Annotated in this window: 19 protein-coding genes; 7 read left to right on the forward strand and 12 right to left on the reverse strand. The window is 66.8% G+C overall.

The annotated features are described in order from the left end of the window. Positions 1-118 precede the first annotated feature (118 nt). Together AADI75_RS00300 and AADI75_RS00305 are read left to right on the forward strand one after the other, a co-directional pair. Entirely contained in the window at positions 119-1,264 is a 1,146-nt protein-coding gene (locus tag AADI75_RS00300; protein WP_341207066.1) for a glycosyltransferase, read from the forward strand. Between the two features lie 90 nt (positions 1,265-1,354). Continuing rightward, complete coding sequence (locus AADI75_RS00305) at positions 1,355-2,347, forward strand: NAD-dependent epimerase/dehydratase family protein (RefSeq protein ID WP_341207067.1); 993 nt, start codon at positions 1,355-1,357, stop codon at positions 2,345-2,347. Positions 2,348-2,400: 53 nt separating this feature from the next. On the opposite strand, the gene AADI75_RS00310 is transcribed toward AADI75_RS00305, so the two are convergent. The 4 genes from AADI75_RS00310 to AADI75_RS00325 all read right to left on the reverse strand — a co-directional run bounded on the left by AADI75_RS00310 (position 2,401) and on the right by AADI75_RS00325 (position 8,442). Beyond that, positions 2,401-3,792, reverse strand: a complete 1,392-nt coding sequence (locus AADI75_RS00310; protein WP_341207068.1) for an oligosaccharide flippase family protein — start codon at positions 3,790-3,792, stop codon at positions 2,401-2,403. 98 nt (positions 3,793-3,890) lie between these two features. Next, complete coding sequence (locus tag AADI75_RS00315; RefSeq protein ID WP_341207157.1) at positions 3,891-5,195, reverse strand: DUF1996 domain-containing protein; 1,305 nt, start codon at positions 5,193-5,195, stop codon at positions 3,891-3,893. Positions 5,196-5,197: 2 nt separating this feature from the next. Then, the gene (locus AADI75_RS00320; protein WP_341207069.1) at positions 5,198-6,562 is read right to left on the reverse strand and encodes a DUF1501 domain-containing protein; all 1,365 of its coding nucleotides are present in this window, start codon (positions 6,560-6,562) and stop codon (positions 5,198-5,200) included. Between the two features lie 11 nt (positions 6,563-6,573). Further along, on the reverse strand, positions 6,574-8,442 hold the full coding sequence (locus AADI75_RS00325) for a DUF1800 family protein (RefSeq protein WP_341207070.1): 1,869 nt from the start codon (positions 8,440-8,442) through the stop codon (positions 6,574-6,576). A gap of 163 nt (positions 8,443-8,605) precedes the next feature. Here AADI75_RS00325 and AADI75_RS00330 point away from each other — a divergent pair, with 163 nt between their 5' ends. Both AADI75_RS00330 and AADI75_RS00335 read left to right on the forward strand, forming a co-directional pair. Beyond that, positions 8,606-8,962: a hypothetical protein gene (locus AADI75_RS00330; RefSeq protein WP_341207071.1), complete on the forward strand. Its 357-nt coding sequence runs from the start codon at positions 8,606-8,608 to the stop codon at positions 8,960-8,962. Positions 8,963-9,152: 190 nt separating this feature from the next. Continuing rightward, positions 9,153-9,791 (forward strand): hypothetical protein, encoded by a 639-nt coding sequence (locus AADI75_RS00335; protein WP_341207072.1) that lies wholly within the window; start codon positions 9,153-9,155, stop codon positions 9,789-9,791. A 33-nt stretch (positions 9,792-9,824) separates the two neighbouring features. Here AADI75_RS00335 and AADI75_RS00340 read toward each other — a convergent pair whose 3' ends face one another. Beyond that, positions 9,825-10,517 (reverse strand): sugar transferase, encoded by a 693-nt coding sequence (locus AADI75_RS00340; RefSeq protein WP_341207073.1) that lies wholly within the window; start codon positions 10,515-10,517, stop codon positions 9,825-9,827. Positions 10,518-10,816: 299 nt separating this feature from the next. Here AADI75_RS00340 and AADI75_RS00345 point away from each other — a divergent pair, with 299 nt between their 5' ends. After that, on the forward strand, positions 10,817-12,700 hold the full coding sequence (locus AADI75_RS00345; RefSeq protein WP_341207074.1) for an acyltransferase family protein: 1,884 nt from the start codon (positions 10,817-10,819) through the stop codon (positions 12,698-12,700). Positions 12,701-12,728: 28 nt separating this feature from the next. Here the strand turns inward: AADI75_RS00345 and AADI75_RS00350 are convergent, their stop codons facing one another. Together AADI75_RS00350 and AADI75_RS00355 are read right to left on the reverse strand one after the other, a co-directional pair. Beyond that, complete coding sequence (locus AADI75_RS00350) at positions 12,729-13,922, reverse strand: acyltransferase (protein ID WP_341207075.1); 1,194 nt, start codon at positions 13,920-13,922, stop codon at positions 12,729-12,731. 4 nt (positions 13,923-13,926) lie between these two features. Further along, on the reverse strand, positions 13,927-14,397 hold the full coding sequence (locus AADI75_RS00355) for a PilZ domain-containing protein (protein ID WP_341207076.1): 471 nt from the start codon (positions 14,395-14,397) through the stop codon (positions 13,927-13,929). 176 nt (positions 14,398-14,573) lie between these two features. On the opposite strand from AADI75_RS00355, the gene AADI75_RS00360 reads away from it, so the two are divergent. Beyond that, positions 14,574-14,756, forward strand: a complete 183-nt coding sequence (locus tag AADI75_RS00360) for a hypothetical protein (RefSeq protein WP_341207077.1) — start codon at positions 14,574-14,576, stop codon at positions 14,754-14,756. Between the two features lie 41 nt (positions 14,757-14,797). On the opposite strand, the gene AADI75_RS00365 is transcribed toward AADI75_RS00360, so the two are convergent. The 3 genes from AADI75_RS00365 to AADI75_RS00375 all read right to left on the reverse strand — a co-directional run bounded on the left by AADI75_RS00365 (position 14,798) and on the right by AADI75_RS00375 (position 18,068). Next, positions 14,798-16,063, reverse strand: coding sequence for a DUF1996 domain-containing protein (locus AADI75_RS00365; RefSeq protein WP_341207078.1), 1,266 nt, complete (start codon positions 16,061-16,063; stop codon positions 14,798-14,800). A gap of 142 nt (positions 16,064-16,205) precedes the next feature. Then, positions 16,206-16,871: a hypothetical protein gene (locus AADI75_RS00370; protein ID WP_341207079.1), complete on the reverse strand. Its 666-nt coding sequence runs from the start codon at positions 16,869-16,871 to the stop codon at positions 16,206-16,208. Positions 16,872-16,874: 3 nt separating this feature from the next. Then, on the reverse strand, positions 16,875-18,068 hold the full coding sequence (locus tag AADI75_RS00375) for a glycosyltransferase (RefSeq protein WP_341207080.1): 1,194 nt from the start codon (positions 18,066-18,068) through the stop codon (positions 16,875-16,877). Positions 18,069-18,305: 237 nt separating this feature from the next. Between AADI75_RS00375 and AADI75_RS00380 the strand changes: the two genes are divergently transcribed. Continuing rightward, positions 18,306-19,403 (forward strand): glycosyltransferase family 4 protein, encoded by a 1,098-nt coding sequence (locus tag AADI75_RS00380; protein ID WP_341207081.1) that lies wholly within the window; start codon positions 18,306-18,308, stop codon positions 19,401-19,403. Positions 19,404-19,427: 24 nt separating this feature from the next. Here AADI75_RS00380 and AADI75_RS00385 read toward each other — a convergent pair whose 3' ends face one another. Together AADI75_RS00385 and AADI75_RS00390 are read right to left on the reverse strand one after the other, a co-directional pair. After that, positions 19,428-20,384: a UDP-glucuronic acid decarboxylase family protein gene (locus AADI75_RS00385; RefSeq protein WP_341207082.1), complete on the reverse strand. Its 957-nt coding sequence runs from the start codon at positions 20,382-20,384 to the stop codon at positions 19,428-19,430. Positions 20,385-20,520: 136 nt separating this feature from the next. After that, positions 20,521-21,687: a glycosyltransferase family 2 protein gene (locus AADI75_RS00390; RefSeq protein WP_341207083.1), complete on the reverse strand. Its 1,167-nt coding sequence runs from the start codon at positions 21,685-21,687 to the stop codon at positions 20,521-20,523. Positions 21,688-21,761 lie beyond the last annotated feature (74 nt).

A 21,761-nucleotide genomic window follows, 5' to 3' on the forward strand; every position in this document is an offset into this window, starting at 1 on the left:
CGCCTTCTTGCAGGAATATCTTTACTCGCTATGGCTCATGACAAAGGCAGGGGGGTGACAAGCGACGGTCGCTGCTCCCTCTGATGTATGCCGTAAAAGGGGCTGGCGAGACGCGAGCATGATCTGGGTGTACGCCATCGCTGCCGGGCTGTTGCTGTTGCTAGCGGTGCATCCGTTCGTCATCTATCCGTTCACCTTGCGCTTCTTTCGACGTCGGCCGGTGTCGCCTATGTCTCATGGCGGGACAGCGCGGCCGTCGCTGGCGATCTGCATGTCCGCCTATAACGAAGCGCGATCGATCCGGCGTCGGCTGGAGCGGTTGATCGAGGCGGCGGATGCCTATGGCAATGCGACGATCCACGTCTATGCCGACGGGCCGCAGGACGGGACGATCGAAATCCTGCGCGAGTTCGCGGACCGCGTCGATCTGGTCGTGTCGCATGGGCGGCACGGCAAGACCTATGGCATGAACCTGCTGGTCGAGCGCTCATCGTCCGAACTGCTGATGTTCACCGACGCCAATGTGATGCACGACGGCGACGTGATCGCGCGGCTGATCGCGCCGTTCGTCGATCCGAGCGTCGGCTGCACCAGCGCGCGGCTGGTCTATGACAATGCCGACGACAGCCCCGCCGCCGCGACCGGTGCCGCTTACTGGCGTGCCGAGGAGGCGATCAAGGCGATCGAGAGCGAGACGGTCGGGCTGATCGGCGTCGACGGCGCGATGTTCGTGCTGCGCCGCGAACTTCATCGCCCGCCGCCGCCGCATCTGATCGACGATCTGTACCTGAGCCTCGTCGTGCTGGCGCAGGGCAAGCGGCTGATCAGCGTGCCCGATGCACTGGTCCACGAGCGCAGCGCCACCGAGGCGGAGGAGGAACTGGCGCGCAAGCGGCGGATCGCGTGCCAGGCGATCAACGTCCACCGCGCGCTGTGGCCGCAGCTGCGGCGGCTGCCGTGGCCGGCGCTGTATGGCTATGCCTCGCACCGGATGCTCAAATGGATGACGCCGTTCCTGTTGCTGGGGGCGGGTCTGTTCGCGCTGCCGGTGGCGGTGGCGCTGTTCGGCGCGGTGCCGATCCTGTCGCTCGCGGCGGGCGGTGCGATCCTGCTGGCGGTCGGCAACCGGCTGCGGATCGGGATCGCGCAGAAGGTGGTCGCCGCGCTGCTGAGCCTCGTCGGCGTCGCGCAGGGTGTGGTGGATTCGGTATGGGGCGGAAAGACATACGCCGTCTGGCAACCCGCGGAGTCGGTGCGCGACTGAGACGGGGCGAGTTGCCGTTACGGGTTCGCATCTTTAGGAGGCGGTGCAGCATAAGGGCGCCGACTGCGGCGCGAACCGAGGGATGACAGCATGAGCGCCCGCACCGATCCGATCCTGGTCACCGGCACCGCCGGCTTCATCGGCCATGCCGTCGCGCACCGCCTGCTCGACCGCGGCGAGCGCGTGATCGGCGTCGATATCGTCAACGATTATTACGATCCCACGCTGAAGGAAGCGCGGCTCGCAACCTTCCAGGGGCGCAATACCTTCGCGTTCCACCGCGCCGACATCGCCGATGCCGCGGCGATGGCGAAGATCGTCAACGACGAGGGCGTGCGCCGCGTTGTCCACCTCGCCGCGCAGGCGGGGGTCCGCTACAGCCTCGAAAATCCGTTCGCCTACGAGCGGTCGAATCTCGCCGGCCATCTGTCGATCATGGAGGCGTGCCGGCACGCCGAAGCTTTCGAGCATCTTGTCTATGCCAGTTCCAGCTCGGTCTATGGCGACAAGCCGATGGGCGGCGAGGGGTTCACCGAGGACGAGGCGGCGGTCGATCCGGTGTCGCTCTATGCCGCGACCAAGCGCGCGTGCGAGCTGATGAGCCAGTCCTATGCGAAGCTGTACGGCTTTCCGCAGACGGGCCTGCGCTTCTTCACCGTCTATGGCCCGTGGGGCCGGCCGGACATGGCCTATTTCTCGTTCACGCAGAAGATCATGCGGGGCGAGGCGATCGAGGTGTACGGCGAAGGCAAGATGGCGCGCGACTTCACCTATATCGACGATATCGTCGACGGGATCGTCGGTGCGCTCGATCATCCGCCGGAAGCGGGCGGGCACCGCGTGCTCAACATCGGTGACAGCCACCCCGTCGGGCTGATGGAGATGATCGAGGCGCTGGAAGACGCGGTCGGGCAGAAGGCCGAGAAGGTGATGCGCCCGATGCAGCCGGGCGACGTCACCGCGACCTATGCCGACGTGTCGAAGCTCCACGCGCTGACCGGCTACCAGCCCAAGGTGATGCTGCGCGAGGGATTGCAGCGCTTTGCCGAATGGTATCGCGGCTATTACGGGCCCAACGCCTGACCCGCCCCGCGTGGGCACCTCGAATGTGATCCGGGGTGCCTACGGCTGATGGCTCAACGGTACATGGTGATCCGGAACAGCTCGCCGGGCGCGCCGGTCAGCCCGATCTGGAACGTGACCCAGCGGATCGCATAGGCGAGCGCGATCAGCGCGATCGTCGCCAGCAGGTCCTGCCGGATGAACGTGACCTTCAGCCGCGCCTGACCGACCGACAAACAGGCGTAGCGCATCAGCTCCGCCAGCACGGTCGCCACCGCCGCGGCGGCGATGCCGTAGCGCATCAGGCCGATCGGCAACAGCACCGCCAGCCCGAGCAGCTTCGCCGCGCTGCCGAAGGCGCTGTAATGCGGCTTGCGAAGGCCGAGCATCAGATTTTCGTTGAGCGTGCTGAGGATCATCAGCCATGCCGCCACCGAGACCCACGGCAGCAGTTGCGCCGCGCTGTGGTACCGCACGTCGTAGATGCGGATGATGAAGTCCGACAATGCGATGACTCCGGCGATCGCGACCATCGTCGCGGCCTGGAACTGCATCCGGCGGTGCGCCAGCTTGCGTTGCAGCTCAACCCCGCGGACCGTGGCCGCCGCGACGCTGGGGAAGACGATCTCCGCGCCCAGCTTGACGCTGAACTGCGCGAACACGTCCGACAGCGTGCGCGCGATGCCGTAGATGCCGAGCGCGGCGAAGCTGACGTATTTGGCGAGGATCAACCGGTCGAAATTGAGCGCGAGGAAGAAGACGATTGAGGAAATGAACACCCATTTGCCGAAGCCGAGGATCTCGCGCACATAATCCCAGTCGATCAGCAACCGGTGCTTGATCTCCGGCTTGATGAAATAGGACAGGACGATGCCGGTGAACGAAGCCAGCAGGCTTCCGGCGAGCAACCCCCAAATGTTGGGCCAAATCCAGGCGGCGCCGATCAGGAAGATGTTTCCTACAAAGCAGATCGCGACTTCGAACATCGACGTCCGGTCGATCGCCAGCTGCTTCACCGCGAGCGGCTGCCCGATCGAAACGAAGCCGGTCATGAGCAGGAAGAGCGACATGAACGGCAGGATCTTGTGGAGCGTCGGATCGCCGTAGAAATGGCTGATGACGGGTTGCAGCAGCAACGCGATCAGCGCCAGCGCGACACCGCGGATGACCTGGAGCGTCCAGGCGGTGTTGTAGAAGCGCGGATCGGTGGCGTTCGGACTGCTGACGACGTTCTGGCCGATGCCGATGTCGGTGAACAGTTCGAGCCCGACCCGCAACGAGGTGAGCAGGATCATGATCCCGAACAGTTCGGGCGCGAGAAGCCGGGTCAGCACCAGATTGGCACCGAACCGCATTCCCTGCACCAGAACATAGCCCAGCGTCGCCCAGCCGAGCCGCGCCAGTAGCGCTTCGGGCACGTGGATCCGCGCCATCATCCGGGCACGCAGCGTAGAAGTGTCGGCCATGAACCCGTGCATTTCCGTCAGTATAGAGGGTGGGCGCGGCTAATCACGCCGCGTCGGGGGCTGCAACCGCAAACGGGCGGCGGCTGATGGCGGCCGTCCTAGCGCGTGGCCACCGCCTTGCCCGCACGGGCCGCCTCGCCGGGGCGCGGCGGGATCGGCACGAGCCGGCGCGGCGTGTTCCAGACGAACGGCGTCACCGGCTTCATCATGCGCAGCCCGCCCAGAACGCCACTGTTGCAGGACTTCAGCGCCTCGAGGCAGTCCGCGGTCCACATCGCCATGACCTCGTCGTCCCAGGCACCGAACCAATCGGCGTGGAAGGTCGACCCCGCGGGCATCCGCTCCATGCCCGGCATCTCGTCGGAGGACAAATACCAGCTATCGGCACGCTGCGCGTCGACGCTGTACCAGGACGCCAGGGTGAATGTCGGAATCACCAGGGGATGCGTCGACGGGCAGCGCAGATAGCCCCACGAGCCGTAGCTGGGGTTGGCCATATGGTCGCGGTGGTTGGGACTGTCGAGCCGGACGCCGTCCCAGCAACCCGGCGCGTACACGATCGCGCCCAGCCGGTTGCCGGCCGGGCAGTTCGCCGCAGCCTCGGTGATCGTCTTATAGTGCCCCGACTTGGCGGTGGGACCGTCGCAGTCGAAATAGCTGCCGCCGGTCGGCGTCTTGCCGGTCAGCATGTCGTAGCCGAAGATGAAGCGCAGCCCGCGCGGCAGCGGGACGCAGTCCTTCGCCTGGCGGTGGCACTCCGCGCTGCTGCTGGACAAGCGCTTGTAATAGATCGAAACATAGTCGGGGCGCACGACATGACCGCGGCCATCGAGCATCGCCGGCATCCAATAGGCCGAGCGGTTCAGGATGTTGATGCAGGTGCTCTCGCCCGAGGTCCGCAGGCTGCGGTACGTGCTGCTCGCGTTCGCGCCGGTGTTGCCGAAGAACTGGTGCAGGTGGCTCTTGCCCGGCTGGTTCGGGTAGACGATCGGATCGTCGTAGCTGATCTGCCCGGGTTCGCACAGGAAGCGGAATGCGCCGATCGACTCGGTTGCCGCGGTCGGCGGCGTGTCAATCGGCTGGATCAACGTCGCCGGCTTGACCGGCGACGGGATCGATGGCGGGACCTCGACGACGTCGCCGCTCAGCTCGGGGCGAACCTGATCGCCATGCTGGCTGCCGACGTTGTGCGAGACATGGTTCTTGCCGACCGCCGCGGCCTCCGGTCCGCGCAGCTCATAGACTGTGTCGTCGGCGCGCAGCTGCGCCCGCTGCGCCGGGGTGGCGGACGCACAACCGAGCAGCGACAGGGCGATGAGAAGGCGGCGGTACACGATCGGTCTCCAGCAGGCGCCCGCCTTATAGGGGAACCGCACCACCGCGACAAACGCCGCGGCGGGCACGCTCAACCGTACAGCCCGATTGGCCCGCGTCCGTTGGTCGACCATGTGGCCCAGTTCGGAACGACATAGGGCATGTCGGCATCGCTGACGCCATGCCACTTCAGGATCGCGCCGAGATATTCCTCCTGCGCGGTGGTCGGCAGGAATCGGCCCTCGTTGCTGACGTCGTCGGCGCCACCCAGCGTCGGATCGGGATAGCGGCCGAAGACGCCGCCGGACGTCACCCCGCCGCCGATCACCAGATGGTTGTTGCCCCAGGCATGGTCGCAGCCGAGCTGCGCATTGCCGCGATAGGTGCGTCCGAAATCGCTCATCGTGAAGGCGGTGACATTGTCCTGCAGGCCGAGCGCTTCCATCGCATTGTAGAAGGCCGACAGCGCCAGCGCGAGGTCGCCGAGCAGGTTGGCGTGCGTGCCGGCGACGACATTGCCGAACGTCACCTGCGCATCGTGCGTGTCATAGCCGCCCTGCGAGACGAAGAACGACTGGCGCGTATGCCCGAAGGTCGAGCGCGCCTCGATCATCCGCGCGACGCGCTTCAACTGCTGCGACACGTCCGAGGTGAGCGCCGCGCCGGTCGTGGGATCGACGAAGAACGCCTCGACGCTGCCGGTCGCGCCCAGCACCGCGCTGGTCGCGGCGCTCATCGCATAGGCGTCGCGCACCGTGTCGGCGGTCGAGGCGGTAATGTCGTCGAGTCCGGTTCCGCCCGCGAGGCTGCTGACCGCGGCATCGATCGCGCTGCTGTTGGTGCCGTAACGCGACAGCACGCCCTTCGACGGAAGCACCAGCGGCTGCGCCTGCTGACCGATCAACGCGACATTGTTGCCGCCAAACGAGATAACCGGGGGCACGCCGCTGGCGCTCATGCGATCGTGGAGGCGCCCCATGAAGCCGTCGCGATTGACCGATTGCGCGCGCAAGCCCTGCCAATGCTCCTGCTCGTCGGAATGGCTCATCAGGTTCGACGGGCGCAGGTCCGGGCGGCTGAGATAGGTCGCCTTGGTCAGGGGCGTGGCGAGCGTGCCGGTGTTGAGCACCAGCGCCATCGCCCCCTTGTCCCAGATCGGCGCGAGGCTGGCCATCGCCTTATGCAGCCCCAGCCCGCTGCCGGCCAGCGGCACGACGCCCGATGGGGGCAGCGCGACGGTCTGGCGCGCGCTGACATAGGCCGAGTAGGCTGCGGTATCGGTGGGGACGAGCATGTTCCACCCGTCGTTGCCGCCGAACAGGAACACGCCGACCATGGCGCGAAAGCCGCTGCCGGGCGCGCCATAGGCGACACCGCGACCGAACATGCCGAGCGCGGCGGCGGCGCCGGCGCTCATCGCCATATGGTGGAAGTGGCGGCGGGAAATGTGCGTCATGAGCGTGATCCTCAGCGATCGACGAGGAAGTTGGGGCTGGTGGCGGCAATGTAGAGCAGCGCCTGCGCGCGCTTTCGTGCCTGCACCTGCGCATTGGCGTTGGTGATCGACACCGCGGCGTTGCGCATCGCCTGCTTCTGCGCCGCGGTGGCGGTGTTGTTGAGCATCAGCAGGTTGACCACCGCGACCAGCCGGTCGGGATCGGCGGCGATCGCCTCCCATCCGCCCCACAGCGGCGCCGTGTTGGCCGAGCTGTTGGTGTTGTTCAGATAGTTGGCGAAGTTCCAGTCGCCCCGGTTGCTCTCGCCCTTGAGCGTCCAGTCGTAGACGAGGTTCTGGAGCGCGACGGTGCCGCCCGCCGACAACAGCTTCGACGCCGGGCTGACCAGCCCGTTGCTGCGCGGCAGCGGATAGTCCGGCGGGTAGAAGTTGAAGACCGACGGCGCCTGGAACACCGGCTGGCCCAGCGCGACGTCGCGGATCGTCATCGCCGCGCCGTCGGTCTGGAGACCCAGCGCGCGGACCAGCGCGGTCATCACCAGCACCGGTTCCTTGACCTTGCCGAACCCGCCACCGCGCGGCTCGTCGCCGCGTGCCTCCGGATCGAGCAGGATCGCGCGCACCACGGCCTTCAGATCGCCGCGCACGCCCTTGCCATTGTCGATGAACACCGCGCCGATCCGCGTGACATAGGCAGGCGACGGGTTCGCCTTCACCAGATTCTGGATCAGCAGCCTGGCAAGGCGCGGCGGCGTGCTGGGATGGTTGAACGCGGCGTCCAGCGCGATGCGCACGCCTTCCGCCGGCGTTGCCCCGGCGGGGACAGTGACGCCCAGGAACGACTTCGCCTGCGTGTCATAGGCCCAATTGACCGGGCGCACGATCATTGGCTGCGAAAAGTCGTTGCCGGTCCAGTCGGTGCGACCGCCGCTCTTGACGTAGGTCCAGCCGGTGAGCGCGCGCGACAGGCCCTTGATGTCGTCCGCCCCGTAATTGGGGACGAGCGCGCCGTTGCCGGCCAGCACCGGGGTGCCGTCGGCGTTCAATTGCATCGGCCCCATCGTGAAGAGCTGCAGCATCTCACGCGCGTAATTCTCCGACGGCGCGCTGCGCGCGCTGTCGGCCATCGACAGGTACCAGCCCATCGCGCCGTGCATCGTCACCTTGCCGAGCAGATCGCGATAGTTGCCGAATGCGCCGTCCAGCAGCACCTGCTGATAGGAGGCGATGCCCGAGGTGCTGTTCACGCCGTTGCCCGAAATGACGAGGATCTGCGACAACGCGAACGCGACGCGTTGGCGAAGCTGGTCGGGCGCGAGCGCGGCGTCGGCATAGAAGCGCGCCGCGACAGGCACGCGCGTGAAGTTGTTCTGCCAGCAGTTCACGATCGTGCGATCGGAGCAATAATCGTTCGGCACCCATTTGATCAGATCGGTGTAGGTACTGCCACGGACGCGGAATTGTTCGTCGATCCAGCCGGGGATGCCGAGTTCGGTGATCCGCGATACGAGTTGCGGCGTGGGTCCGAACGAGGCCTGGCGGGCGAGGCGCAGCACGTCGACCGGCACCGCCGCGGCGCCGTCGACCGTGGTGACCGGCTGGTTGAACGCGGTCAGCCCGGTGCTCCACGGCGTAGTGTCGCCGTTGGCGGTGAACAGCGCGAGGAACCGCCAGAAGGCGTCGACGATCGACGAGGCCAATTCACCGGCACGCGCAGCGAGATAGGCGAGCCCGTCGCTGGGGGACGACTCTTCCGGCAGCTCGATGACCGGCGTAGGCGTCGGGGTCGGCGCGGGCGTGACGACTTCCGGCGTGGGCGTTGGTGTCGGGGTGACCACGACCGGAGTCGGGGTGGGTGTCGGCGTGGGTGTCGGTGCCACGACGGCGGGGGTCGGCGTTGGGTTGGGTGTTGGCGTGGGCGCCGGCGTGACGACGACAGGGGTGGGCGTTGGGGTGGGTGTCGGTGTGGGCGCCGGCGCGACGACGACAGGCGTCGGCGTTGGGGTGGGCGCCGGCGCGACGGCGACGGGCGTTGGCGTCGGAGTGGACGTCGCCACTGGATCGGGGAACGGGCTGACCGGCGCAGTCGGCGATGGCGTCGGCGCAGGCGTCGGTGTGACGATCACGATCCCGCCATCGGTGGGCGATGGGGTCGGGGATGGCGATGGCGTCGGCGTGACGCCGGGGCCGGCGCTGCCCGAGCCGACCGACGGGGTCGGCGTGGGCGTCGGCGCGGTGACGACGACGACCGGCGCGGTCGAGGTGCTGCCGCCGCCTCCGCCCCCGCCGCAGCTCGCCAGGGCGAGCGACGCGGTCGCCAGAAGAAGGTGTGTTCGTAGCCGCGTCTTCGTCACAATGATCCGCCCGAATCTGAACTGTCGCCGCCGTTTTGGCGGATGAGCAGCAGCTACGCGGATCGATTGAAGACGAGGTTAATGGTGCAGCAGTAATCCGACGCAATGGACGAGCGATTACAATGTTGTCCGGGCGTAACGATCGCCGAGATAGGCGGTGTAATGTAGCTTACCTCTTCTTAATGCCTGGCGCTTAACATGATCGTGTAACGCAACGATTGAGGGCATGCGGCATCATGGAAGTGGCGAGCGGGCGTTCGACGGTTGATGACGATATCGCTGCGGCGCTGCGTCGGGCGGTCGCCTTTGCGGGATTGTTCGCAGTGACCGCGATCGCGGCGATCGCGTGCACCGCACGCACTCCGCAGCCGGCGGCCGGGATCGCGACCGATCGGCTGATGGCGCAGGAAGCCTTGTGGAACGCCGAAGCGACGCGCGCGTCGGCGATCGCCTTCCCCCCCGCGCTCTTGGCCCGTCGCAAGGATCCCAAGGTCGCGACCATTCTGGCCGAAGTGCAGCAGCAGCTATCCGCCGATCAATCCGCCTCGGCAGCGCGGCGCAGTGCCGTGCTGCGTCAGATGGACGAAGCGCGTGCCGAGCGCGACCTGCACGAATCGCAGCGCACGGTATTGTTGGTGAAGATCGAGCAAGCCCATGCACTGATGCAGCAGCGCGGCTCCGCGGGCGCGACCCCCGCGCTTGAGCGCGACCTGGCCTTGCTGAAGGTCCAGGAGGCGAGTTCGTATGGCGGCGTCGTGCTGGCAAGCCGCAAGCTAAAGTTGCTTACCGAACGGATGATGACGCTCGCCAAGGCCGAGCAGGCGCGGGCAAACACACGGCTGGAATCAGTCCGCACCCAGCTGCGCGGGGGATGAGCAAAGCCCGCCGCCGTCGGGCGGCGGGAGGAATCAGTAGGAGCCGCGCTGGAACAGCACGCTGGGAACGGTGTAGGCGATGATCTTCACGTTCATCGCGCACGACCGCGCGCGGCTGTACGTCACGTCATAGGCCACGCGCCGACGATAGGACACGTCGTTGCGGCCGCCGACCTGCCACAGCCCGGTGATGCCCGGACGCACGGCGCAATAATGTTCGAAATAGCGGCCATAGCGACCGATCTCGCCGACCACGATCGGACGCGGGCCGACTAGGCTCATGTCGCCACGCACGACGTTCCAGAGCTGCGGAAGTTCGTCGAGGCTCGTCTTGCGGAGGAAGCGTCCGATCCCGATCACGCGCGGATCGTCCCGAAGCTTGTGATCCCGCTCCCACTCGGCGCGCGCCTCGGGGCTGGTCTCGAGCAGGTGGCGCAGGCGCGCATCCGCGTCGACCACCATGCTGCGGAACTTCAGACACGGGAACGACCGCCCGCCACGTCCGATGCGCTGGTGCGCGAAGATAATCGGGCCGGGATCGAGGATGTAGATCACCGCGGCCACAATCGCCATCAACGGCGCGAGGATGATCAGCGCGGTAACCGCAAGAGTCACATCGAGCACACGGCTGGCGACATCGTCCAGCCGCTGCCACTTCGCGGAATCGTTGATGCCGCTCGCTACGCCGGTCCGTTCCGGCGCAACCATCACGGTTGCTTCATGCACGGCTTCGCTCCCTGGACGTCACGCTGCATCGCAACAAATAAATCAAATCGTTGGAATTGGAAACCGGAAGAAAGTCACACTTTCCTCGCTTTGCCCCGCAATCGTGGCGATCCATCGTGGCGGTGGTTAAAGTGGCATTTACCGGAATGGTTCCGCCAGGGCGATAACTTGTTGGATGGGCGGGATAAGCTGAGAAACTGACGGAACCAGAGCATTGCCTGGCTTCTCTGTGCGGGACGTTCGCCGGCCTGCCGTCCTTGTTTGCGGTGCAGCGCTGCCCTAACGCCCGACCGGGGAGAATGCCGAGTTTGGGCCACCGTTACGACATCGATGGACTGCGCGCGCTGGCCGTCCTGCCGATCGTGCTCTTCCATTTCGGTGCCGCGACCCTGTCAGGCGGCTACGTCGGGGTCGACGTGTTTTTCGTGATCTCCGGGTTCGTCATCGCACGCAGTATCGTCGCCGACGTCGACGCCGGGCGGTTCAGCCTCCGCTCCTTCTATGTCCGGCGCATCTGCCGGATCCTGCCGGCGCTGGTGATCACCGTCGCGGCGACGACGGTGGCGGCGATCTGGCTGCTGCTGCCGGAGGACCTGACGGCGCATTTTCGCAGCGTGGCTGCGATCGGCACCTTTTCCTCGAACGTTTTCTTCTGGCGCTCCTCGGGGTATTTCGAGGCGGCCGCGCAGACCCGGCTGTTGCTGCATAGCTGGTCGTTGGCGGTCGAGGAGCAATTCTACTTCCTGGCCCCCGTGCCGCTGGCGCTGCTCCATCGCCGGTTTCCGGGCCGGTGGGCACTCGCGATCCTGATCGTCGCGGCGGTGAGCCTGGCGACCTCGGTCATCATGGTGTTCACCGCCCCGACCGCCGGCTATTTCCTGTTGCCCGGGCGCGCATGGGAGCTGTTGCTCGGCGCGGCGGTGGCGCGGGCGAGTGCCGCGCCCACCGGCAACCCCGCCGCGCGGGAAGGGCTGGCGGTCGCCGGCGTGACGATGGTCGTGGGCAGTATGATGCTGCTCGAGGAAAGGTCAGCCTTCCCGGGCTGGAACGCGCTGTTTCCGTGTCTCGGCACCTTGCTGGTCATTTTGGCGGGGACCGGCGCGGGACGATTGCCGATCATCAACCGGGGGTTGGCGATGGCGCTCCCACGCGCCATCGGCCGCATCTCCTATTCGCTTTACCTCGTCCACTGGCCGATCGTCGCGCTGTTCCAATATCGGCTGATGCGGCGGCCGACCGCGGTCGAGGGGCTGGCGATGCTGGCTGTGAGCATCGTGCTCGCGGCATTGTCGTGGCGGTTCGTCGAGGAGCCGGCGCGGCGCTATTCCTATCGTTCGCGCGATCAGCCTACGGCGCAGTGGCGGGTGATTGGCGTCGGCGCAGCCACGTCGGTCGCGATGATCGCGGCGGGCCTGGCAGGGGCAGCAAGCGGCGGTTGGCCGCAGCGATTCGCCGACTACCATCCCGTCGCGATCAGCGGGCAGGAGCGTTGGGGCGGTGCAACCTGTTTCAACGAGGATCCTTCACACGCCATCGCGTGGAATGCCGACCGATGCACCCGCGTCCACGGGCATGGCGGGCGTATCCTGCTGTGGGGCGACAGCCATGCGGCGCAATATGTACCGGGATTGATCGACGAGCGGGCTTCGTTAGACCGCGACGTGTTGCAATATACGTTTGCGGGCTGCCCGCCGATCTTCGCCTATTTCTCGGCGGCGCGGATCGGCTGCTCGCAATCGAACGCCCGCGTTCCGGCGCTAATCCGCCGGTACGGCATCACTCAGGTGGTGCTCGCGGCGCGTTGGGACAAAGTGCCGCTGCGAACGCTGGCCGAATTGCATGCCACGATCGCCGCCTTGCAGCGGCTCGGCGTCGGCGTGACCGTGATTGGGCCATCGCCGATCTTCGGCGTGACGCCGCAGGCGTTCGACTACCTCTCCGGCCAATCGAATCGCCCGCGCGGGACAGCCGAGCCGCGGCTTGATCCCGAACTGATCGCGGTGGTGCGGCGGGAAGCGGCCGGTGCCCGCTATGTCGAGCCGTTGACGAACCTGTGCACCGCCGGTGCATGCCCCTATCGGGTCGGATCGACCTGGCTTTATGGTGACGACGCGCATCTATCCGCAGCCGGATCACGACAAGCGGCCCGCGCCTTTCTGATCCCGGCGCTACGGCATCACTGAGCGTGGCCGGCGAGCCGCCGGCGCGGCGTCACCGGAGTGTTTCCGCCTGTACGGTGAGCCGCGCGCCTGACGGCCCCGTTCGACGCGCAACGAACCGGCGACGCAAGGCCTTTAAGAGCGGCTGCTCGACGAAAAGGTGGAGTGCCACCCCGACCACGCCGACGACGATCAGCGTGGCGACCATGATGAATGCCTGCATCGGCGCTGTCGCATCACGGAAGAAGCCCCCGGCAAGAACCGACAGCGCTTTGATCACGAACGGGTGGATCAGGTAAATGGCATAGCTCGCCTCACCCAGCCGAAGGAGCATGGGATGGCCCGCGCGGCCGTCGCCACGCTCCAGCATCAACGCCGATGCCACGATTGCGAAGGCGGGCACCCCCCATTTTACGATGTCGGGGATTGCGGGCCACAGCGTTGCGCCCATGACGAGCGCCAGCGCGGCCCCCGTCAGGATCAGTAGCGCGAAGATCCGGTTGCGGGCGTGGACATGCCGGTCGCATGCGCCTTGCCAAAGACGGTGCAGCCATAATCCCGCGCCGAATTCGAGCAACAACGGGCTGGTATAGGTGCGGCCGATCGCGCTGTCGGGATCGATGGCGAAGCCGACCGCCACCAGCGCTCCCAACACGATGCTCAGCGTGATCAGTCGCAACGACGCGTCCCGTATCAGAAGCCCGGCAGCGAACAGCACGTAGAAGAACATTTCGTAATTGAGCGTCCATCCGATGAACAAGACCGGGTGGATTTCGCCGGCAGGGTCGACGTACGGGATGAAGAGCAGGGAGCGAAGGACCATCCAGATGTCAGGGATACCGGCCTTGCTGGCCAGCGCCGGGATGAATGGCCCGGCGACCCCGATCAGCAGCGTCAACAGCCAATAGAGCGGGGCGATGCGGATGAGGCGCTTCACCATGAACGCGCCGGGCCGACCGACATCGTCGCGTGCCGCAACATGCTGGATGATGAAGCCGCTGATGACGAAGAAGATGTCGACGCCTGCCCGGCCGAACTCCAGCGGTAGCGACTGGCCAAGCGTGGTCAACAGCCGCGCATGATAAAGCACGACCAGACAGGCCGCGGCAGCGCGTACATATTGCAGGTTCGTCAAGAGAGCGCGTGGCGGCGATTCGCGAGAAGTATCGGGCGATAACAAGTACTTCTCCGCTTCGGTCGCGCTTGAGTGACCATGAGGCGCGAACCCGGCGCCGCCAGCGGTCACACCGTCATAGCAGCGCCGCGATCAGCTTGACCACCCCGGCCCACAGCACCATCGAGCCTCCCACGATCACGCCAAGCCGCACCGCGCCGGGAAACCGCTGGATCTCGGGTTCGGCGAGCGGCGGCATGATCGGCGACTCGCTCGTCATGTGGATGACGGTGCCGCCGCGGAACGCCTGCATCACTTCGGCGCGCCCGAGCGGCTCGTTGAATTCGCAGCCGTAGCCGCCGGGCACCTGGCGCACGACGCGCGCGCTGGCGCGACCGCGGCCGGGCAGGCCGATCGTCACCTCGCTGCCGAGTTCCAGCCGCGAGTCGGTGGCGACGCTGAACCCGGTTTCGGACAGGTCACGCACATAGACGTCGTTCGCCTGCGCACGTTCGTCGCGCAGGGTGGACGGTTGATTGATCGTCTGCCGCTCGGCCGAGCGGCGATCGTCGGAATCGCTGGGTAGCAATATTGCCGGAATGAGCATCGCCGCGCCTTTCACTGAGCATCAAGGAGTTAGTCGTCGCAGAGCTACCAGCGGGTTAATGCGCGCCCCTTTTTGCGCCCGCGGAAACAACATCGACGGAATACGTTCATCGCACCGTAACTTTTGTGTGCCGTTCCGGGACGGACGTACGGCAGCCTTGGTAAATGGAGGGGTAAGTGCGTTTCGATCGGACGGAGCACTTCGCCGCAAGCGGCGTACCGCTGGTCTTCGACCGGTTCGGGTTGATCGGACCGTTCATCGCCGACGTCGTCGATCCATTGTCGGCGGCGCGCGGTGTGCTGACCGGGCTGGCGCTGGCGACGTCCCTCTGGTTGCTGATCGCCGCGCTGGTGATCTGACGCCGCGCACGGCGCGATCGGAAGGGAACGTCGATCATCGGTTAGCTTCGGATCGGCACGACGTGCGGCTTGGCGGTCCAGACGAAGTCGCTGAACATCTTCAGCTGCTTGCCGTTGCCGAGGTCGCCACCGTTGCAGCTCAGCAGCTTGTCGATGCAATTCGCCATCCACGTCCGCATCACCGAGTCGTCCCACGCACCGAACCAGTCGGCGTGCAGCGTGCTGCCTGGGCGCATCATCGGCATGCCGGGCATCTCATCGGACGCCAGATGCCAGCTCTTCGCCGTTCCGTTCCACGTCCCCGAGGTGTCGAGATCCTCGTCCACGCTGTACCAAGCCGCGATGGAGAAGCCCGGCAGGATATAGGGATGCGTGTCGGGGCACTTCAAATAGCCCCAGTTGCCGAAGCCCGGATAGGCCATGTGCGAGCGGTGATCGGCACTATCGAGATTCTTGCCGTCCCAGCAGGTGGGAGAGGCGAGGACCGCGCCGAGTTGGTTGCCCACGGGGCAATTCTTCGCCGCCTCGACGATATCGGCGAAATGGCCGGACTTGGCGGTCGGCCCCTGGCAGTTGAACCAGCCGGCCTCGAATTTGGCCGACATGTCCGCCATGTTGAAACCGAAGACATAGCGCAGGCCGCGCGGCAGCGCGACGCACGCCTTGCCGACGGTCTTACATTGAGGGGCCGTCTGCGGATAACCCTTGTAATAGATGGTGATGTAGTCGGGCCGGACGACCCCGCCTTTGCCGTTCAGCATCGCCGGTATCCAGTACGCGCTGCGGTTCAGCGGGCTGTTGCAGGTGCTCTGACCGGTGGTGCGCAGGCTTTCGTAGGTTGAATTGGCGTTGGCCAGCGTGTTGCCGAAGAACTGATGCAGGTGTGAGCGTCCCGCCTGACCGGGGAAGACGACCGGGTCGTCGCGCAGCTCGTGGCTGGGGTTGCAGATGAAACGGAACGCGCCGACGTCTTCGGTGCCCGCCTGCGCGATGTCACCAGTACCCCAGGACGGCACCAGCTCCGAATTGACGTCGAAGTTGCTGGGGATTTCGGGATAGCCGTCAGCGGCCGCCAGGCTGCCCGGGGTCACCGCGACTGGTGCCGCGCTCGGCGTAGGCGTCGGGACCGGGGTCGGCGTCGGTGTCGGCACAGCTGCAACCGGTGCCGCGGCGGTCGGCGACGTCGCCTCACCACCGCCGCCACCGCCGCACGATGCGAGCGCCAGCGCGCCGGCGAGTTGCGCGAAGGTTCGGCCGGCGCGACGCGTCAGCGTGCCCGGTGCCGCATGACGCAGCAGCGACTTCATCAGAAAGCTCCATGCCCGGAGTGGCCGGACGTGCGTCCGGTCGGGATGGCTCTTTCTAGCGCGCGGTGGTTAGGGCGGTGTGAAGCGGCGTGGTTACGCGCCGGTAAACATGAGGTAGTTCAGCGCCACGCCGGCGCCAATATCAGCGCGCCGCCGCCGCGCCGCGCCGTGCCATTTGCCGTTTGATGCGGCGCGCCCATTGCGCGGCGTCGCGCAGGATCGGCCAGCGATCGAAGAAGCGCAGATCGGCAATGTCGGTACGCGACGGCCGCTGGTCGGCGATCGGCGGCACCGCGAAATGCGTGACGATCTCGGGATGCGCGCGACGATACCAGACATAGGCACCGTCGATCGTCGGGTGGTCGTCGAGCGCGAGCAGCCCGCGCAGGTAAGTGGCCAGCGCGGGAACGATGTCCGCACGAAATCCCATGCAATGCGACCCGATGATGTCGCTTCGCTGCAGGTCGTCCGGATTGGCCGCGTGATAGCCGCCGTAAAAGAGCTGGCAGTCGGCCGGCAGTACCGTGTCGCGCGCGGCGGCGGTGAAATCGGCATCATCCTCGAGAATCAGCACGCCGGCGCCGGCCGCCGCTGCGGCGTCAAGGATGTCGAGATGGCTGTGGTAGCAACCACGCGCACCGATCGAACTGAAGGTGCCGGGATCGTCGAAGCGGCAGGCGTCGAAGAAGGCGACGCGCGGGTCGGTGTCGGCACCGATCCGGCGCAGCTCCGCGATCATTTCCGCCCGGCGATCGGTACGATGTTTCAGGTTGATGATGCGGACTTGGTCGAAATGGTCGAACAGCATCTCTCAATCCTTGCCGAACCAGCGCGCGAGCGGCAACACCGCGGTGGCGATGTCGAACTCGCCTGCGACCTTCGCACGCGCAGCGGCCACCAGTCGATCGCCGAGTTCGGGGTCGTTGCGGATCTGCGCGATCGCGCGGCGCAGATCGTCCCAGTCGCCGGGGCGGAACAACAGTCCCTCGACGCCGTCCTCGATCAGCTCGGGTACGCCCGCCACGCGGCTGCCGATCACCGGCACGCCGATCGCCATCGCCTCCATCAGCACGATCGGCAGCCCTTCCATGAAGCTGGGCAGGACCAGCAGATCGGCGCGCGCGATCGCCGCCAGCGTGGCGGCCTCGTCGAGACGCCCGGCGAAGCGGACGCGGTCGGCGAGCCCGGCGGTCGCCACCGCTCGTTCAATGTCCGCCAGCATCGGTCCGTCACCGACAAGCGTGAGATTGACGTCGAGCGGCGCGATCGCCTCGAGCAGCCCGAGGTGGCCCTTTTCGGCGGAGAGCCGCGCGACGCAGACGATCTCCCGCCGCGTGCCGGTGCGCGGCGGCGCGGACGGGAGAGTCGGCAGGTCAAGGCCGCAGCGCACGGTGGCGAACTTGTGCCAGTGCGCCGGTGCGGTGACGCGCATCGCCTGCGCGCGCCCGAACCATGAGACGCAGGCGGCGAACGTCGCCGCCTCCAGCTTCGCACCCAGCGTCAGCCCGGCGGGATAGTCGGTTTCGGAAATCCCGTGCAGCGTCAGGCTCCACGGCAGCCCGGCGAAGCGCGCGGCGAGCATCCCGACGGTCGCGCCGGCGTTGGCGAAATGATTGTGGACGTGTGTGATGCCGTCCTCACGCAGCATCGATGCGAGCACGACCGCCTCCGCGAAATGGAAGAGCGACCAGAGCATGGCCTTCGCGCCCGGTGCGCGGTGGCGCAGCGCGAGCCGGAGCAGCGCGAACCATGCGCCGGGCTGCGTCGTCAGGGCGCGCAGATGCGCCTTGAGCAAGGTCCCGGCCGCCATCGGGAGCACGAAGCGCGTCTCCGCGAACGACGCCTTGTCGGCCGGTGCCTTGAGCTCGGCCGGGGAAGGGCGGCGGACACTGTAGGTGCGGATATCGACGCCGTGGCGGCGCAGGCTGTCGACCTCGCGGCGGATGAAGGTGTGCGACGAGGCCGGATATTGGCTGACGACATATGCGATGCGCGGGTCGGTCATGTGCAGAGGATCGCCGATGAGGGGTGACGCACGCAGGACAGGCGGGAGACCGATCGTTCCAATACCGCGACGCCGATCCGGGTCGGCTTGCTGGGGGAAGGGAAGGTCATGCAGCCGCAGCGGTCGTCCAGTGAGCGTTGCGAATCAAGCCGGATTGATCCACCGCGACGGCCTCTAGCATCGCACAGGTTAAATTCGAGGGATCGGCATCGTGCGCGGCGGAATAAGGACGTGACCATGCGGATATTGTTTGCGCTGCCCGGTTTTCATCGCTTCGAACGCGGCGCGGAGATCGCCTTGCTGTCGCTGGCCACCGAACTGGGGCGTGCGGGCGAGGACGTGACGGTGATCGGCTCGGGCGACGCGCGCGCCGATACGCCGTATCGCTTCCTCCACGCCGGATCGGTGCGGCGCGAGCGGCTGGAGCATTTGCCGCGCCTGCCCGCGCTGCGCAGCGACACCGGATGGGAGGAGGCGACGTTCGCGCCCGGCTTGCTGCGCGCCTATCGCCCGGCGGACCATGACATTACCGTCACCTGTTCCTTCCCGTTCACCAACTGGGTGCTGCGCCGCCCGGTGCTGGGCGGTCGGCGCCCGCCGCATGTGTTCGTGACGCAGAACGGCGAATGGCCGGCGGTTTCGAACGATTCGGAGTTCCGCACCTTCGGCTGCGAGGGGCTGGTGTGCACCAACCCCGACTATTTCGAGCACAACCGTGATCGCTGGCGCTGCGCGTTGATCCCGAACGGCATCGATGCGACGCGCTTCACGCCGGGCGCGGCAGAGCGCACGCGACTGGGGCTGCCCGAACAGGGGCCGGTCGTGCTGATGGTCAGCGCGCTGATCCCGTCGAAGCGCGTCGCGGACGGCGTGCGCGCGGTCAGTCACTTGCCAGACGCGCAGTTGGTCGTGGCGGGCGACGGACCCGATCGCGACGCCATCGACAAGCTGGCCGGCGAATTGCTGCCCGGCCGCTTCCGCCGATTGACGGTGGCGGCGACCGAGATGCCGGCGCTCTATCGCTCGGCGGACGTGTTCCTGCATCTGTCCAAAGAGGAGTCGTTCGGAAACGTCTATATCGAGGCGCTTGGGTGCGGCGCGCCGGTGGTCGGGCATGATTCGGCGCGGTTGCGCTGGATCGTCGGCGACGACGCGGTGCTGCTCGATACGTCCGACCCCGCAGCGGTGGCGCGTGCGCTCACCGAGGCGATGGCGGCGCGCGAAACGCTGGTGCCGCGCGGGGTCGCGCGTGCGGCCAGTTTCGCGTGGCCGCGGGTCGCGGCGCAATATCGCGATTTCCTGACGGAGGTGATCGCGGCGCAGCGGCGGGCATAGCCGCACCGCCGCGCCGCGGCGTCGTCAGTTCACGAAGTCGCGGAAATAGTCGATCGTGCGCTCCAGTCCTTCGCGCAATTGTACCTTGGGTTCCCAGCCGAGCTTGTCGCGCGCGACGGTGATGTTTGGCTGGCGCTGCATCGGATCGTCCTGCGGGAGCGGGCGATAGTCGAGCGTCGAGCGCGAACCGGTCAGCTCGATCACCAGCTCGGCGAGCTCGCGAATCGTGAACTCGTTGGGGTTTCCGATGTTGACCGGGCCGGTCACGTCCGGCGCGGTGTCCATCAGCCGCAGGAAGCCCTCGACCAGATCGTCGCGGTAGCAGAAGCTGCGCGTCTGCGATCCGTCGCCGTACAGCGTGATCGGCTCGTCCTTCAGCGCCTGCATGATGAAGTTTGAGACAACCCGGCCGTCGGCCGGGTGCATCCGCGGGCCGTAGGTGTTGAAGATCCGCGCGACCTTCACCTCCAGCCCCATCTGCCGGTGATAGTCGAAGAATAACGTCTCCGCGCAGCGCTTGCCCTCGTCATAGCAGGAGCGGATGCCGATCGGGTTGACGTTGCCCCAATAATCCTCGGTCTGCGGATGGACGTGCGGATCGCCGTAGACCTCGCTGGTCGATGCCTGGAAGATCTTGCACTTCAGCCGCTTCGCCAGCCCGAGCATGTTGATCGCGCCGATCACGCTGGTCTTGGTCGTCTGCACCGGATCATGCTGGTAATGGATCGGCGAGGCCGGGCAGGCGAGATTGTAGATCTCATCCACCTCGACATAGAGCGGGAAGCACACGTCGTGGCGCATGAATTCGAAGCGCGGATTGGCGTGCAGATGCTCGATGTTGCGCTTGGCGCCGGTAAACAGATTGTCGACGCACACCACCTCGTCGCCGCGCTCCAGCAGGCGGTCGATCAGGTGCGAGCCGAGGAAGCCGGCACCGCCGGTCACCAGAATACGCTTACGTGACTGATAATTCCGCGCCATCCGGCCCTGATCCCCTGATCCTGCTCGTCAGCGAGCGCCCCGACGGCGTCGCACGCAAAGCGTTAGCCTCTAGCTACTAAGGCGGCGTTACGCCTCGCGCAAACACTGTTGCGGCACCCCGATCAACGACGGCCAGCTAGCGTCCCGCGCGCAGCCAGTCGGTCGGCCGCTTGCGTGCGAGCCCGAGATAGAGCGGGATTTTCCACAGGATATAAATCGGCAGCCGTATCGCTGCGGCGCCCGACAGAAACGGGCGTCCCGCCTGCGCCCATGCCGCCACCAGCGCGAACAGGGCGAGCAGCAGCAGCGCGCCCACCACCAGCGCGGGCCATGCCGCAGCGCCGACGAGCGTGAGCACGGCGAGCGCGCCCAGCCCCGCGACGTCCAGCAGCAGCAGCAACGTCAGCGGTGGCACTGCGAGGCTGAGGCCGGCCCACATCGCGCGCCTATCGCCGGCGCGCAGGCCGGCCGCGATCGCGGGAAGCGCGTGACGCTTCGAGGTGGCGAGGAAGCCACCCTCCCAGCGGGTGCGCTGCTTGAGCGTGCCCTCCGCGCTGCTCGCCGCGCTCCACACCGTCGCTTGTGCGGCGAAACGGGGCGGGGTGCCGCGCCGCGCGAGTTCGAGCCCGAGCGCCAGATCTTCGACGATGTCGTCGGTGGCGAGGGGTGCGTCGCGGAACACCGGCCAGGGGAAGGCCATGCCCGTGCCGGTCAGATTGACGCGCCCGGCCAGACGCTGCAGCCCACGCTGCCGCACCAGATTCTTGATTGCAAAGGCGAAATTCGACACCTGCACCATCGGTGCGGCGCCCCGCTCGGGCTGCATCAGGTAGCTGGCCTGCGCGGGGACATGGCGGGCGGTCGCCGCCAGTGTCGTAAGCGACGCGCGATCGATCGTGCAATCCGCGTCCAGTACCACGACGACGTCGAAAATAGCACCCTGCGCGGCGAGATGGTCGCGGGCGTGGGCGAGCGCGAAGCCCTTGCCGCGCCGGGTGGGATCATCGCGGCGCAGCACCTGGGCGCCGGCTTGTCGGGCGAGGTCGGCGGTATCGTCGGTGCAATTGTCGGCGACCACCAGCACGCGAAAGCGATCCGGCAATTCGGCGGCAAGCAGCGTAAGCGTGCGCGTGATGACCGCGGCTTCGTCGTTGGCCGGCATGACGATCACGGTACGCGCGCCGGTTTCCGGCGTCGTCGGCGCACGCATCGCGCGCAGCCCGGCGATCACCTCGATGGCGAAGGCTGCGGTGAGTATCGAAAGCGGGGCAGCGAGCGCTACCGCCACGATCGTCGCGATCACCTCCATTGCCCCATCCCCGTTACTGTCCCGATGCCGTATCGCCGCCCTTAGGCCGAGCCGCCGCGATCCGCCAT

Source organism: uncultured Sphingomonas sp., assembly GCF_964021865.1.
In the GTDB taxonomy this organism is placed as follows: domain Bacteria; phylum Pseudomonadota; class Alphaproteobacteria; order Sphingomonadales; family Sphingomonadaceae; genus Sphingomonas.